General features: G+C 64.7%; 16 protein-coding genes and 1 pseudogene (1 of these 17 only partly in view). 4 read left to right on the top strand and 13 right to left on the bottom strand.

Annotation, left to right across the window (positions count from 1 at the left end; genetic code table 11):
- Both AKL02_RS12420 and bfr read left to right on the top strand, forming a co-directional pair.
- A protein-coding gene (locus AKL02_RS12420) for a (2Fe-2S)-binding protein (RefSeq protein WP_078547388.1) crosses the window boundary here: on the top strand, positions 1-160 show its 3' portion. Its footprint begins 98 nt before the window's first position; 160 of the gene's 258 nt are visible here — the last part of the coding sequence; its start codon lies beyond the left edge, outside the window; the stop codon is at positions 158-160.
- Positions 144-629, top strand: a complete 486-nt coding sequence (bfr, locus tag AKL02_RS12425) for a bacterioferritin (RefSeq protein WP_078542760.1) — start codon at positions 144-146, stop codon at positions 627-629. Before AKL02_RS12420 ends, bfr begins: the two co-directional genes overlap by 17 nt.
- Before the next feature lie 271 nt (positions 630-900).
- On the opposite strand, the gene rpsI is transcribed toward bfr, so the two are convergent.
- From rpsI to AKL02_RS12440, 3 genes are all read right to left on the bottom strand, one after another.
- The gene (rpsI, locus tag AKL02_RS12430; RefSeq protein ID WP_078522796.1) at positions 901-1,401 is read right to left on the bottom strand and encodes a 30S ribosomal protein S9; all 501 of its coding nucleotides are present in this window, start codon (positions 1,399-1,401) and stop codon (positions 901-903) included.
- Between the two features lie 2 nt (positions 1,402-1,403).
- Positions 1,404-1,865 (bottom strand): 50S ribosomal protein L13, encoded by a 462-nt coding sequence (gene rplM / locus AKL02_RS12435; RefSeq protein ID WP_078522797.1) that lies wholly within the window; start codon positions 1,863-1,865, stop codon positions 1,404-1,406.
- 240 nt (positions 1,866-2,105) lie between these two features.
- A complete protein-coding gene (locus AKL02_RS12440; protein ID WP_078542759.1) occupies positions 2,106-2,534 on the bottom strand; it encodes a PaaI family thioesterase in 429 nt (142 codons plus the stop codon).
- Positions 2,535-2,597: 63 nt separating this feature from the next.
- Here AKL02_RS12440 and AKL02_RS12445 point away from each other — a divergent pair, with 63 nt between their 5' ends.
- On the top strand, positions 2,598-3,386 hold the full coding sequence (locus AKL02_RS12445) for an enoyl-CoA hydratase (protein WP_078542758.1): 789 nt from the start codon (positions 2,598-2,600) through the stop codon (positions 3,384-3,386).
- 19 nt (positions 3,387-3,405) lie between these two features.
- Here the strand turns inward: AKL02_RS12445 and proB are convergent, their stop codons facing one another.
- From proB to AKL02_RS12495, 10 genes and pseudogenes are all read right to left on the bottom strand, one after another.
- Positions 3,406-4,524: a glutamate 5-kinase gene (proB, locus tag AKL02_RS12450; protein WP_083078845.1), complete on the bottom strand. Its 1,119-nt coding sequence runs from the start codon at positions 4,522-4,524 to the stop codon at positions 3,406-3,408.
- Positions 4,512-5,539 (bottom strand): annotated as a pseudogene (obgE, locus tag AKL02_RS12455) (GTPase ObgE). Before obgE ends, proB begins: the two are co-directional and overlap by 13 nt.
- A gap of 96 nt (positions 5,540-5,635) precedes the next feature.
- On the bottom strand, positions 5,636-6,151 hold the full coding sequence (locus AKL02_RS12460) for a GNAT family N-acetyltransferase (RefSeq protein ID WP_083078846.1): 516 nt from the start codon (positions 6,149-6,151) through the stop codon (positions 5,636-5,638).
- Positions 6,152-6,223: 72 nt separating this feature from the next.
- Positions 6,224-6,760, bottom strand: a complete 537-nt coding sequence (locus AKL02_RS12465; protein ID WP_078522803.1) for a GNAT family N-acetyltransferase — start codon at positions 6,758-6,760, stop codon at positions 6,224-6,226.
- 209 nt (positions 6,761-6,969) lie between these two features.
- Positions 6,970-7,239 carry a 50S ribosomal protein L27 gene (gene rpmA / locus AKL02_RS12470; protein ID WP_075775480.1) on the bottom strand — a complete coding sequence of 90 codons (270 nt, stop codon included), beginning with the start codon at positions 7,237-7,239 and terminating at the stop codon, positions 6,970-6,972.
- A gap of 12 nt (positions 7,240-7,251) precedes the next feature.
- On the bottom strand, positions 7,252-7,884 hold the full coding sequence (locus AKL02_RS12475; protein WP_078522804.1) for a 50S ribosomal protein L21: 633 nt from the start codon (positions 7,882-7,884) through the stop codon (positions 7,252-7,254).
- A gap of 192 nt (positions 7,885-8,076) precedes the next feature.
- Complete coding sequence (locus tag AKL02_RS12480) at positions 8,077-9,195, bottom strand: CaiB/BaiF CoA transferase family protein (RefSeq protein WP_083078847.1); 1,119 nt, start codon at positions 9,193-9,195, stop codon at positions 8,077-8,079.
- A gap of 155 nt (positions 9,196-9,350) precedes the next feature.
- Positions 9,351-11,180, bottom strand: a complete 1,830-nt coding sequence (locus AKL02_RS12485; RefSeq protein WP_083078848.1) for an ABC-F family ATP-binding cassette domain-containing protein — start codon at positions 11,178-11,180, stop codon at positions 9,351-9,353.
- A 141-nt stretch (positions 11,181-11,321) separates the two neighbouring features.
- A complete protein-coding gene (locus tag AKL02_RS12490) occupies positions 11,322-11,966 on the bottom strand; it encodes a GNAT family N-acetyltransferase (RefSeq protein WP_408648140.1) in 645 nt (214 codons plus the stop codon).
- Between the two features lie 122 nt (positions 11,967-12,088).
- Positions 12,089-12,541 (bottom strand): outer membrane protein assembly factor BamE, encoded by a 453-nt coding sequence (locus AKL02_RS12495; RefSeq protein WP_078522808.1) that lies wholly within the window; start codon positions 12,539-12,541, stop codon positions 12,089-12,091.
- A 170-nt stretch (positions 12,542-12,711) separates the two neighbouring features.
- Here AKL02_RS12495 and AKL02_RS12500 point away from each other — a divergent pair, with 170 nt between their 5' ends.
- Positions 12,712-13,302, top strand: a complete 591-nt coding sequence (locus AKL02_RS12500) for a YceD family protein (RefSeq protein WP_078522809.1) — start codon at positions 12,712-12,714, stop codon at positions 13,300-13,302.
- Positions 13,303-13,386 lie beyond the last annotated feature (84 nt).

The raw sequence follows: 13,386 nt of genomic DNA on the forward strand, positions 1-13,386 counted from the left end.
CAAAATCTATCACGCACTCGGGAAGCGGGCCGATTGCGGCGGATGCATGCCGCTCTTTCTTTCCACGATGCGCAAGAATACCAATTTGAAAGTGCCGGTCGAACTGACCGGGCTGAGACAGGCACCAATGGAAGGAAGACGACATGAAGGGCGACGCTAAGGTTATCGACTATCTCAACGCAGCTCTGCGCAGCGAATTGACGGCCGTTTCGCAATACTGGCTGCACTTCCGGATGCAGGAGGACTGGGGCCTTGCCGCGATGGCGAAGAAATCGCGCGAGGAGTCCATTGAGGAGATGCACCACGCCGACAAGCTGATCGCGCGCATCCTGTTCCTCGAAGGCCATCCGAACCTGCAAAAACTCGACCCGCTGCGCATCGGCGAGGGCCCGCGCGAGACGCTCGAATGCGACCTCGCGGGCGAGCATGACGCGCTGACCCTCTATCGCGAGGCGCGCGACCATTGCGAAAGCGTACGCGATTACGTCTCGAAGGATCTGTTCGAGGAACTGATCGCGGATGAGGAAGGCCATGTCGATTTCCTCGAGACGCAGCTCGACCTCTACGACCGCGTGGGCGCGCAGAATTACGCCCTGCTCAACGCCGCCAAGATGGACGAGGCGGAGTAAACCCTGCCCCTCGCAGGTCAGACAGGCTCGAAGGCGCTCCGAACGGGGCGCCTTCTTCTTTTTGCGGGCAAAAGATCGGGGGCGCCGCCCCCGCTTCGGCTTCGCCGAATTCACCCCCGGGATATTTGACGCAGTTGGAAGTCAGACCCCGCGCGGCGCTTCCAACTGCCCGAAATATCCCGGGAGAGGCGCGGCACGCGCCGGGGGCGTAGCCCCAAACGAAAAGCGGCCCCCGAATGGGAGCCGCTTTCCAAATCGTATCTCGCGAAGTTTAGCGCTTCGAGAACTGGAAGCTACGACGGGCTTTCGCACGGCCGTATTTCTTACGTTCCACAACGCGCGAGTCGCGGGTCAGGAAGCCTGCGGCTTTCAGAGCCGGACGCAGCGAGGGATCGTAGAGCTGCAGCGCTTTCGAGATGCCGTGCTTGACTGCACCGGCCTGGCCCGAGAGGCCGCCGCCTGCAACGGTCGCGTAGACGTCGAACTGGCCGTCCACGTTCGCCACGCCGAAGGGCTGGTTCACGATCAGCTGAAGCACGGGACGCGCGAAGTACTTGTCCATCGCCTTGCCGTTCACTTCGACCTTGCCGGTGCCCGGCTTGACCCAGACGCGGGCGACCGCGTCTTTACGCTTGCCGGTAGCATAGGAGCGGCCTTGCGCGTCGCGCACGGGCTCACGGGGCGTGGAGGTTTCGGTTTCGGTGGCGCCAGCGTTGTCCGAGCCGGTCACGACCGATTTCAGATCGTCGAGGGTCTTGATATCGTCGGCCATGATCAGCTCCGGGTGTTCTTCTTGTTCATCGACTTGACGTCGAGAACTTCAGGCTGTTGCGCTTCGTGCGGATGCTCGGCGCCAGCGTAGACACGCAGGTTCGCCATCTGCGCACGACCCAGACGGTTGCGCGAGATCATGCGCTCGACCGCCTTCATAACCACGCGCTCGGGATGCGCGCCCTCGAGGATCTGACGCGCGGTGCGCGACTTGATCCCACCGGGGTGGTTGGTGTGCCAGTAGTAGGTCTTGTCGTCACGCTTCTTGCCGGTCATCTGCACCTTGTCGGCGTTGATGACGATGACGTTGTCGCCCATGTCCATGTGCGGCGTGAAGGTGGCCTTGTGCTTGCCACGCAGACGCATTGCGACGATCGACGCGAGACGGCCCAGCACGACGCCTTCAGCGTCGATGATGACCCATTTCTTCTCGATCTCCGCGGGTTTTGCGGTGTAGGTTTTCATCTGTGATCTGCCCTTGTGGGGTATTTCGAATTCTGATGCGGGCTTTTGCGCGATTCCGGACGCGTTTTCAAGTGGGTTGCGACGGAATTTATTTAGCAAAAACAATGCGATAAAAATTAGGTATCAAAATACCCCACATCTCGACGCGATGTTGGGCCGGGTTAGAGGCTCTGCCTACGGCGCATCCGCGCCTCCCCCGGGATATTTGCGCCAAGGCGAAGAGGCAGAGTGCGCAGCGCCCTACCCCATCGCCCGCGGCGGGATCGAATAAGTCATGCTCGCGCGCGCAACGGGTCGATCGTCCCCCTCGGAATAGATCAGCGCATCGCCCACGGCGAGGACGCGGCCCAGCTTGAGTACCCGGATCTTCGCGATCAGGTCGGCCCCTGCGGCGGGCTTGCGCATGAAATCCATGCTCGCATTCGTCGTCACCGCCAGCGCCACGCGCCCGATCCGCGCGAGGATCGCGATATAGATCCCGACATCGGCCAGCGCGAACATGTTCGGCCCCGAGACCGTGCCGCCGGGCCGCAAATGGCGCTCTTCCACCTTCAGGCGCACCACGAGCTCGTCCTCATCGAGTGCCTCGATCGCGAAGTCGCCTTTCACCTGCGGAAACGCCTCGTCGAGAAATTCCGCGAGCTCGTCGCGATCCATTACCAGCGCCATGCGCCCTCCCCTTTTCTTGTCCCTCGCTCGCCCCTAGAGTTTCGCCAAAGAGGAGGAGTTTCAATGACCGATCTGGTGATCCGCGAGGATAATGGCGCGGTGGCGCATCTGACGATGAACAGCCCCGGCAGTCTCAACGCGCTGTCCGATGCGATGCTGGCCGCGCTCAAGGCGCGGTTTTCTGAGCTGGCCGAGGATACAAGCATCAAGGTCGTGGTGCTGCGCGGCGCGGGTAAGGCGTTCTGCGCGGGCCATGACCTCAAGGAGATGCAGCGCGGGCGCGAGGCCGAGGATCAGGGCCGCGCCTATTTCGCCGATCTCTTCTTCCGCTGCGCCGAGGTAATGCAGATGATCCCGGCCCTGCCCCAGCCGGTGATCGCCGAGGCGCATGGCATCGCGACCGCCGCCGGCTGTCAGCTGGTCGCGTCCTGCGATCTGGCCGTGGCGGCCGAAGGCACGCGGTTCGGGGTGAACGGGGTGAATATCGGGCTGTTCTGCTCGACCCCGATGGTGGCGCTCTCGCGCAACGTGCCGCGCAAGGTGGCCTTCGAGATGCTGACCACCGGCGAGTTCATCGATGCCGCCCGCGCCCGCGAGGTCGGGTTGGTCAATCGCATCGCGCCGCATGAGGAGCTTGGCGCCGAGACCGAGAAGCTGGCGCAGACCATCGCAGGCAAGCTGGGCGCCGCCGTGAAGATCGGCAAGCGCGCCTTCTACGACCAGGCCAATATGGACCTCGCGCAGGCCTATGAGCACACGGCTGCGGTGATGGTCGAGAACATGCTCTGGCGTGATACGAAGGAAGGCGTGCAGGCCTTCATCGAGAAGCGCAAGCCGGACTGGGCCGAATGAGGGGGCGGAGTAAACCCGCTCAGCCCACCACCATATCGTCGCGATGGATCAGCGCCGCGCGGCCGGGATAGCCGAGGATCTCCTCGATCTCGCCCGAGCGGTGCCCCGCGATCAGCCGCGCCTCGTCGCCGGTGTAGCGCACTAGCCCCTTGCCCAGCACCGCACGGTCCGGCCCCGCTATGGTGACCGGATCGCCGCGCCCGAAGCGCCCGACAACCTTGGTGATCCCGGCGGGCAGCAGCGACTTGCCAGAGCGCAACGCATTGGCGGCCCCCTCGTCCACGAACAGCTCGCCCCGCGGCTTCATCGCCGCGATCCAGCGTTTGCGCGCGGCCTGCGGATCGCCCTCAGGCAGGAACCAGCTGCAGCGCCCGCCCTGCTCCAGTGCGCCGACCGGATGCTCGGCGAAGCCCTCGGCAATCGCCATCGCACAGCCACCCGCCACCGCGACCTTCGCCGCCAGCAGCTTCGTCTTCATCCCGCCCTTCGAGAGGCCTGAGACGGGATCGCCCGCCATCGCCTCGATCTCGGGGGTGATATGTTCGATCACCGGCAGATGCTCGGCGCTCGGGTCGGTCTTGGGGTTCGCGGTGTAAAGCCCGTCGACATCGGATAGCAGCAGCAGCTGATCCGCCCCGATCGTCACGGCGATCTGGGCGGCCAGCCGGTCATTGTCGCCGAAGCGAATCTCGTCGGTCGCGACCGTGTCGTTCTCGTTCACGATGGGCACGACGCCGAGGCTCAGCAGCGTCTCCAGCGTCGCGCGCGAATTGAGGTAGCGGCGCCGGTCGGCGGTATCTTCGAGCGTCACCAGAACCTGCGCGGTGCTCACGTCATGCGGCCCCAGAACTTCCTCATAGGCCCGCGCGAGGCGGATCTGCCCCACTGCCGCCGCGGCCTGGCTCTGCTCCAGCGGCAACGTGCTGCCCGCGAGACCGAGCACCCGCCGCCCCAGCGCAATCGAGCCAGAGGAGACGATCACGACACCCGTGCCGCGGGCTCGCAAAGCCGCCACATCGGCGGCCAGCGAGCGCAGCCAATCCGCGCGCAATCCGCTCTGATCGACGAGAAGCGCCGATCCGATCTTGATAACCAGACGCTTCGCCTGCGCCAGAGCGGGCGCGCTCACGGTTGCCATGCTCCGCCCTCGTCCTCCGGCTTCGGCTTGTCCTTGGCGATCTCCGCCCAAAGCGCGCGCAGCACATCCGGCACGCCCTTCTTCGACACGCCCGACATCAGCATCACGCGTCCGCCCGACGCTTCTTCCAGCTCCGCCTTGCGCTCGGCCAGCGTCTCTTCGTCGATCGCGTCGATCTTGTTGAGAACGGTGACGCGCGGCTTCTGAGCGAGGATTTCCGAATAGGCCTCCAACTCGCCGATGATCGTGCGCCAGTCCTCGACCGGGTCCTCCGCCGTGCCATCCACCAGATGCAGCAGTACCGAGCAGCGCTCGACATGGCCCAAGAACTGATCGCCCAGACCCCGCCCCTCAGAGGCGCCCTCGATCAGCCCCGGAATATCGGCCACGACGAATTCGCGCCCGTCGATACCGACAACGCCCAGATTGGGCACCAGCGTCGTGAAGGGATAATCCGCAATCTTCGGCCGCGCGTTCGAGGTCGCAGCCAGGAAAGTCGACTTGCCCGCATTGGGCAGCCCCAGCAGACCCGCATCCGCGATCAGCTTCAGGCGCAGCCAGATCGTGCGCTCGACGCCTTCCTGACCGGGATTCGCGCGTTGTGGCGCACGGTTCGTGGAAGATTTGAAATGCAGGTTGCCCCAGCCGCCATTGCCGCCCTTGGCGAGCAGCACGCGCTGGCCCACCTCGGTCATGTCGGCGATCAGCGTCTCCTGATCCTCGTCGAGAATCTCAGTGCCGACCGGCACTTTCAGCACGACGTCATCACCGTCCTTGCCGGTGCATTGGCTGCCCATGCCGTGCTGGCCGGTTTTGCGAAGAAATGCTGCTGGTAACGGAAATCGATCAGCGTGTTGAGCCCTTCGACCGCCTCGATCCAGACCGAGCCGCCCTTGCCGCCGTCGCCGCCATCGGGACCGCCGAATTCGATATATTTCTCGCGCCGGAACGAGACGCAGCCCGCGCCGCCGCCGCCCGAGCGGATATAGACCTTGGCGAGATCGAGGAATTTCATGGTCAGGCCCCTTTCATCAAGGCGCCGGGATAGCTGCCTGCGCGCGCAGGATCAAGCGCCGCGTGGGGGCGTGGCCCCCACACCCCCGGGATATTTTCACCAAGAGGAAGGGGAATGCGCGTCGCGAGGCGGGCTCTCGCAGATCATGTCGAAATTTCGGAGCTTGCGCCCCAGCGCCCGGTTATCGACAAGCGACTCGCCTGCGTGCCGGAATCCCAGCTTCTCGAGAACCCTGCGCGAGCGGTGATTGCCCTCGAAATAGCCCGCCGCAAGTGGCCGCGCGTCCGGGGCCTCGAAATGCACAGCGATGACGGCGCGACCAGCCTCGGTGGCATAGCCATTGCTCCAATGATCCCGGCCCAACCAATAGCCGAATGCGCCGACCTTTCCGATCACTCCACAAAAATCGCCCTGTCGCGTGATTCCCCAGACTCGCCCGAAATTCTCGCGATTGGCGGCGACGAATGCCTCGGCATCGGTTCTGGTATAGGGATACGGCATCTTCGCGAGCCAGCACGCGACTTCGAAATCATTCGCGGCACGCGTGATCGCATCGACATCTTTCGAAGTCAGCGGACGCAAGACGAGGCGCGGCGTTTCAATAAGATGCATCTTCCTCTTGGCCCAAGTATCCCGGGAGGGTTCGGGAGGGCAGCGCCCTCCCGTCCACGCGCGCGGTCTGCGTTACATTTTGCGCAGATAGGTCCAGGTCGGAACATGGCGACCGCGCGCGAGCGACCAGCTTTCCGCATCGCCCAGATACTCGAAGCCGCAATTGGTCAGGACACGAGCCGAGCCCGGATTGTCCTGAAACACCTCGGCAAACAGCGTGCGCGCGTCTTGCGGGTTCGCTTCGATGATCGCCGCGACCGCTTCGGAGGCGAGGCCCGTATTCCAGAAGCCCGGTCCAACCCAATAGCCGATCTCGGACTGATCGTCATCGAGACGGGTCAGCGAGACGACACCCAGAAGCTCACCCATGCCATGGCGCGACCCATCGATCGCCCAGACGTCTTCGACGCGGTCGTCGGCCTGTGCGCGCGTGATGAAATTCTCGGCCGTGCCGGGCGGCAGCGGATGCGGGATCGCACGAGTGCCTTCCGCGACACGTTTATCGCCGGAATACATCTCGATCAGACCGGCATCCGAACGGCGCAGCGGGCGCAGCACGAAGCGCTCCGTTTCGATCACGGGTTGGGTGGAAATCGTCTCCTGGTACATGGGCGCTCCTCCTCGAAACGCGGACGAACCGGCGGCTCCTCCTGCCGCGTGGTCCTAGTAAATAAATAGGACAGTAGGATGACGATACATCCCCCGACCCGGTAAATTTTCTCGCCGCGGCTGCAAACATTTGCGTGCTGCAGTGCAAAGAGAAAGGGGACCGGCCTTTCAGCCGATCCCCCGATTTTGTGACACTTTCGTCGGTCGGGTTACTCGGCGGCCTCCGCAGCCGGGAGGACCGATACGAAGGTGCGGCCCTTGAGACCTTTATGGAAGGTGACGCGGCCTTCAGCCGTTGCAAAGATGGTGTGATCCTTGCCGAGGCCGACGCCTTCACCCGGCCACCACTTGGTGCCGCGCTGACGCACGATGATGTTGCCCGGGATCGCTGCCTGACCGCCGAACAGTTTCACGCCAAGACGACGACCCGCAGAGTCGCGACCGTTACGGGATGAACCGCCTGCTTTCTTGTGTGCCATGGGTGTCTCTCCTTATTTCGCGAGCTCTTTGGCCTGCTCGACCCAGTCGGGCTTGACCTTGGTAGCTTCAAAGGTTTCGGGATCGACCGAAGCGAGCTGAGCGTAGGTGGTGATGCCAGCTTCGTTCAGCTTCTTCTCGGCCGCCGGGCCGAGACCGGTGATGACCTTCAGATCGTCCGCTTCCGCGACGGCGGCATCAGCCTTCGGCGCGGCTTTCGGAGCAGCAGCGGCCTTGGCGGGCTTGGCCGGAGCGGCTTCGCCTTTGCCACCATGCGCTGCACGACGTGCGATCGCGGTGCCCACGGCTTCCTTCACGCCCGACTTGTCGCCGCCGGTGGCGAGGACGTCGGTGACGCGCAGCAGGGTCAGCTGCTGACGGTGACCACGGGTGCGCTGCGACGAGTGCTTACGACGACGCTTGTGGTAGGTGATGACCTTGTCGGCCTTGATGTTGTCGATGACTTCCGCCTGCACGGCCGCACCTTCGACGAGCGGGGTGCCGAACTGGGGCTTGTCGCCGCCGACCATCAGAATCTCGTTGAACTGGACTTTATCGCCAGCTTCGGCTGCGAGCAGTTCCACGCGGAGCAGATCGCCCGCCTGAACCTTGTATTGCTTGCCGCCGGTCTTGAGGACCGCAAACATGGGTCTTTCCTTTTCTTCATCCGCGCCCTGTGGCCCCTGATCGGAGTTCGTTGGACCTGTCGGCCCGCCGTCGGACTGCGCGCTCCTCATGGGAGCGAAGTTGCAAAAACGAGGCCCGGCGGAAAGAAGACTCTCCGCCGGGTCGGGCCGATATCGGGGATCAGCCCCCGTCTGTCAAGGAAAAACGAGGTTTTATCCGCATTCGCTCCAGCGGGCGAGCGCCTCCGCCGCAGAGATCCGCCGCCCCTGCGCGCCCGCCTGCCCCGGCGTGGCCGAGAGGCGCGGCGCGGGGGCGGGCTGGGCGATGCCGTCGAGGTCGACATAAGCGCCGCGTTCGGCATTCTGCGGATGCGCAATGGCCTCAGCGATCGACAGCACCGGCGTCGCGCAGGCATCGCTGCCCGCGAAGACCTCGGCCCAGTCATCCCGGCTGCGAGTCGCGAAGCGGTCTGCAAAAGCATCCCGCAAGGCCGGCCAATTCGCACGGGCTTCACGCGCAGGCAAGTCCCGGGGCGCGAATCCTAGCCCCGCGATCAACGCCGCATAGAATTGCGGCTCAAGCGCCCCCACCGCCATATGCCCGCCGCAGGCACATTCGTAGACCGTGTAGAACGGCGCCGCCCCGTCGAGCAGATTCGCCTGCCGCCGATCCGCCCACGCCCCCTGCCCTGCCATCCCGGTGATCATTGCCATCAGATGCGCCACCCCGTCGGTGATCGCGCAATCGACGACCTGCCCCCGCCCGGTCTCGCGCGCGCGCCACAGCGCCGCCAGCATCCCGAAGGCCAGATAAATTCCGCCACCGCCGAAATCGCCCAGAAGGTTGAGCGGGATCGCGGGCGCCTCACTGCCCATCGCGTGCAGCGCCCCGGTCAGAGACAGGTAATTGATGTCATGGCCCGCGGTTTGCGACAGCGGTCCTTCCTGCCCCCAGCCCGTCATCCTTCCATAGACCAGCGCCGGATGATCGGGGAAATCCTCGGGCCCCAGCCCCAGCCGCTCCATCACGCCCGGGCGCATGCCTTCGATCACCCCATCGGCGCGGGCGATCAGCGTGCGCACTGCCTCGCGCCCGGCGTCGGATTTGAGATCCAGTTCCACCACATCGCGGCCTCGGTCGAGCACGTCGACCTCCAGCCCCAGCACATGATTCTCGGCCCCGCCCGAGCCGGGCCGCGCGATGCGGATCACCTCGGCTCCGAAATCGGCCAGACACATCGCCGCAAACGGCGTCGGCCCCAGGCCGGAAATCTCGACAATGCGCAGCCCGCTGAGCGGTCCCGTCCGCTTGGCCCCCGTTCGTTTGGTCATGCGCCCCTCCTTATTGCCCCGCAAAGAGGGGCTCTGCCCCGCTGGCTCCGCCAGCCCCCGGGATATTTCTGCCAATCCGAAAGAGAATGCCCTCCCCTTCGGCTTGGATCAAATATCCCCGCCGGAGGCATCCGACCGAGCCGCGTTCGAAGGGTCTAGGCGTTCTGCGCCTTCTCTTCGAGTTCGAGCCATTCGACCTCGGCCGCGTCGAGGGCCGACTGGCGGTCGCTCAGCATCTCGGTGGCCTTGGCGAATTTCACGGGCTCGCGGGTGAAGAGATCGGGATCGGCTAGCAATTCGTTGATCTTCGAGATCTCATGTTCGAGCTTTTCGATCACGCCGGGTAGCTCTTCCAGCCGATGTTTCTCGGTAAAGCTGAGGCCAGTTTTCTTCGGCGCAGCTTTCTGGGGCGCGGCGGGTTTCGCGTCTACCTTGGGGGCGTCCTTCTTCGGCGTGGGCTTGGCCTCCGGCGCGGCCTCGGCCTTCTGCGCCTGATAATCCGACCAGCCGCCCGCATAGACGGTGGCGCGCCCGTCGCCTTCCATCGCGATGGTCGTGCTGGCGACCCGGTCGATGAAATCGCGGTCGTGGCTGACCAACAGCACCGTGCCGTCATATTCGCCCAGCAGATCCTGCAGCAGATCGAGCGTCTCCACGTCGAGATCGTTGGTCGGCTCGTCGAGAATCAGCAGGTTCGAGGGTTTGGCCATGATCCGCGCCAGCAAAAGCCGCGCGCGCTCGCCGCCCGAGAGCGCCCGGATCGGGCCGCGCGCCTGTTGCTCGTCGAAGAGGAAGTCCTTCAGGTAGCCCACGACATGTTTCGGGGTGCCGCGCACCATCACCTGATCGGAGCGCCCCTTCACCGCCATGTCCGGGTCGTTGACCAGCCCGTCCCACAGCGTCTGCTCGGGATTGAGCGTGGCCCGCGCCTGATCGAAGACGGCGATCTCGAGATTCGTGCCCAGCTTCACCGCGCCCTCATCGGGTGCGACCTCGCCGGTCAGCATCTTCAGAAGCGTGGTCTTGCCGACACCGTTGGGACCGACGAAAGCCACGCGGTCCCCGCGCAGCACCCGCAGGTCGAAATCCTTCACGATCTGCTTGTCGCCATAGCGCTTGGACAGGCCCGTGGCCTCGATCACGCGCTTACCCGACTGCTGCCCCGAGTCGAGCTCCATCGCCGCGACGCCCTGCCGCTTGATCTGACCCGCGCGTTCGGCGCGCAGCGCCTGCAATGCGCGCACCCGGCCCTGATTGCGCTTGCGCCGGGCCGAGATGCCTTCGACCGCCCAACGCGCCTCGGCCTTGATCTTGCGATTGAGCTTGTGACGGGCGTCGTCTTCCTCCGCCCAAGCCTTTTCGCGCCATTCCTCGAAGGTCTCGAAGCCCTCTTCATTGCGGCGCACTTCGCCGCGGTCGATCCAGAGCGTGGCCCGGGTCAACGCGCGCAGGAAGGCGCGGTCGTGCGAGATCAGCACGAAGGCCTTGCGGGTCTCCTTCAACTGGTTTTCCAGCCAGGCAATCGCCTCGATATCGAGATGGTTCGTCGGCTCGTCGAGCAGCATCAGCTCCGGCCCCTCGGCCAGAAGCTTTGCCAGCGCCGCGCGCCGCCGCTCGCCGCCCGAGGCGGTCTCGACCGGGGTCTCGGGTTTGAACTTCAGCCCCTCGGCGACCATCTCGACCTTATAGGCCTCGGCGGGGTCCAGCTCGGAGGCGGCAAAATCGCCCAAGGTCGCGAAGCCCGACAGATCGGGCTCCTGCTCCATATAGCCCACCGAAATGCCCGGCGGCACGACTCGCGTGCCCGAATCCGGCTCTATCAGCCCGGCCATCACCTTCATCAAGGTCGATTTGCCCGAGCCGTTGCGGCCCACCAGCGCGACTCGGTCGCCTTGCTGAACGGTGAGGGAGAGCCCTTCGAAAACGGGATTGCCGCCGAAGGTGAGCGAGATGTCGGAAAGCTGTAAAAGCGGTGCACGTGCCATGCTCGCGAGCTAAGCGGGCCTTGGCGAAAGGTCAATGGGCCACAAGCGACCCAGCCCCTTTGCGCGCCCGCGCCCCCTTCCCCTTGGAACAAATATCCCCGCCGGAGGCATCCGCCCTCTCAAGCCTCACAGCCATCCGACTTATAACGCCAGCGCCCGCAAGCTGCGCCGCCGCGCCTCGGGGATTGCGGCAATCTCCAGCGCGGTGAAGACGTGACAGGTGTCGAGGTCGCGGTCGATCACCGCGTGATCCGACACCCAGCCCCCCATGCCGAGATAGCTGCGCAACAGCGGCGGCAGCGCGCTGACATCGCCGGCCTCCCCTGCGAGCGCGGCGGGATAGTCCACGCGTTCGGGGGCTTTGGGGCGCGGGCGCAAGGTAGCGGGGCCAAGCGCGCGGGATGCGAGATGGGCAAGACCCGCGCGATGCGCCTGCCAGTCACTGCCCGTGAAAGAGGAGCATCCGATCAGAAGCGCGGCGCCACTCTTCTCCGCGATCCGGGTGATCGCGGCCCAACCCAGACGCAGCACGTCCGGGTCGCGCAGCGCCGGACGGGTGCAGAAGCGGCCTAGCTCGAGGATAGGCCCTGCCCATTGGGCGAGCGGCGCAAGATCGTAAAACTGTGCGCAATAGCCCTCGGGCAGCGCCGCCCCGCTTTCCAGCAGCAGAAGCCGCGCGGCGGCGGCGGGTCCGTGATCGTCGCAAATCAGGATGTGGCGGCAAAGCGGGTCGAAGCGGTCTGCATCGGAAGCCCCGGCCCGAAACGCATCGGCGCGCAGGCGCAGCGCCGCCTCGCGCTCATCCGGACTTTGGGCCTCGCGGACCTGATAGGCGCCTTTTGCGAAACTCAGGGACATACGACCTCGCGGGTCATGGCGGCGGCCGGCTACCGGCCGCCTCGCCGCGATCAGTTGTCGCCGAGAACCTGGCCTGCATTGATACGACCGATCGAGCCCATCAGCTGACGCAGGAAGCCGATGCCCTTGACCTTGCTCTCGGTCACGCGGCGCGACAGCGTCACGACCTGACCTTTTTCAAGCCCGAAGCGTTCGACATTGGTAACGACGCCATTGTCGTTGAACGACACGGCGACGACTTCCCGGCTGATTTCCTCAGGGGCGTGCCAGGTCACGGTTTTCCAGCGCGAACCAACGTAATACCAGCCCGAGCCTTCCAGAAGCCCGGTCGAACTGGGACGCCCGATCGCGGCGGCGACATCATCACGCGTGCTCTTGCCGACCTCGATCTGAGCGAGGTCTTGGTCAATCGGCACATAGCCGTGGTTACGGTAAATCGGAGAGCAGGCGCCCGCGAAAAGCACCACGCCGAACGCGATAAACAGCATGGCCTTGCGCATCATAGAACCGATCCCCACCTGCAACCCCCTATTGCCTCTGACACTTCGGGCTTTTAGTGACGCTTACATCATGACTGCGCCGCCCTCAAGCGCTAGAGCGCGCCGATTGGGCACTCGGGCGCATGCAAAGGGTCGCAGGACAACACCGAGCGACCCAAAACAAGGAGCCGGACATGACACAGACCCCCGTCGATCCCGACCTGCCCGCCGCCCCCGAGACGATCTGGAGCGAGCCCATGCGGCTGGCCGATCTGCCCAGCCGCAAACCCACGCGCTTCGACATCGAAGCCAAGGGAGAGCGGCTCAAGGCGATTGCAGACTGGGCAGATATTCGCGACGTCGAGGCGCTGCGCCTCAAGGGCGAGCTTGCGCCGAAGGGACGCTCGGACTGGGAATTGCGCGCGACCCTCGAGGCCCGCGTGGTTCAGGATTGTGTGATTACCCTCGCCCCGGTCACGACCGATATTCGCGAAGAGGTGGTGCGGCGTTATCTCGCCGATATGGAAATGCCGACCTCCGAAGAGGTCGAGATGCCCGAGGATGACACCGCCGAACCGCTGCCCACGACGGTGAATCTCGGCGTGGTCGCGCTCGAGGCGATGGAACTGGCCCTGCCGCTTTATCCGCGTGCAGCAGACGCGGAGCTGGAAGGCGCGCAGGTGACCGAGCCGGGCGCCGAGCCGCTCAGCGACGAACAGATGAAGCCATTTGCCAATCTGCGCGACTTGCTTGCCAAGGGCGAAAACGGTAAGGGCGACGCATAGTGGCAGACGCGGTTTCGCACCGCCCGAAACCGCTTGAAAAATGGCCGGAAAAAAGGCTTGCACGGAAAAAGAATCCGAGTATGT

Origin of the sequence: Thioclava electrotropha (genome assembly GCF_002085925.2) — a bacterium.
Taxonomy (GTDB): Bacteria; Pseudomonadota; Alphaproteobacteria; order Rhodobacterales; family Rhodobacteraceae; genus Thioclava; species Thioclava electrotropha.

Excerpts from the sequence above, each read along its gene's own strand:
- bfr (WP_078542760.1), top strand. The coding sequence starts at position 144 with ATGAAGGGCGACGCTAAGGTTATCGACTATCTCAACGCAGCTCTGCGC.
- rpsI (WP_078522796.1), bottom strand. The coding sequence starts at position 1,401 with ATGGCCGACGATATCAAGACCCTCGACGATCTGAAATCGGTCGTGACC.
- rplM (WP_078522797.1), bottom strand. The coding sequence starts at position 1,865 with ATGAAAACCTACACCGCAAAACCCGCGGAGATCGAGAAGAAATGGGTC.
- AKL02_RS12440 (WP_078542759.1), bottom strand. The coding sequence starts at position 2,534 with ATGGCGCTGGTAATGGATCGCGACGAGCTCGCGGAATTTCTCGACGAG.
- AKL02_RS12445 (WP_078542758.1), top strand. The coding sequence starts at position 2,598 with ATGACCGATCTGGTGATCCGCGAGGATAATGGCGCGGTGGCGCATCTG.
- proB (WP_083078845.1), bottom strand. The coding sequence starts at position 4,524 with ATGGCAACCGTGAGCGCGCCCGCTCTGGCGCAGGCGAAGCGTCTGGTT.
- AKL02_RS12460 (WP_083078846.1), bottom strand. The coding sequence starts at position 6,151 with ATGCATCTTATTGAAACGCCGCGCCTCGTCTTGCGTCCGCTGACTTCG.
- AKL02_RS12465 (WP_078522803.1), bottom strand. The coding sequence starts at position 6,760 with ATGTACCAGGAGACGATTTCCACCCAACCCGTGATCGAAACGGAGCGC.
- rpmA (WP_075775480.1), bottom strand. The coding sequence starts at position 7,239 with ATGGCACACAAGAAAGCAGGCGGTTCATCCCGTAACGGTCGCGACTCT.
- AKL02_RS12475 (WP_078522804.1), bottom strand. The coding sequence starts at position 7,884 with ATGTTTGCGGTCCTCAAGACCGGCGGCAAGCAATACAAGGTTCAGGCG.
- AKL02_RS12480 (WP_083078847.1), bottom strand. The coding sequence starts at position 9,195 with ATGACCAAACGAACGGGGGCCAAGCGGACGGGACCGCTCAGCGGGCTG.
- AKL02_RS12485 (WP_083078848.1), bottom strand. The coding sequence starts at position 11,180 with ATGGCACGTGCACCGCTTTTACAGCTTTCCGACATCTCGCTCACCTTC.
- AKL02_RS12495 (WP_078522808.1), bottom strand. The coding sequence starts at position 12,541 with ATGATGCGCAAGGCCATGCTGTTTATCGCGTTCGGCGTGGTGCTTTTC.
- AKL02_RS12500 (WP_078522809.1), top strand. The coding sequence starts at position 12,712 with ATGACACAGACCCCCGTCGATCCCGACCTGCCCGCCGCCCCCGAGACG.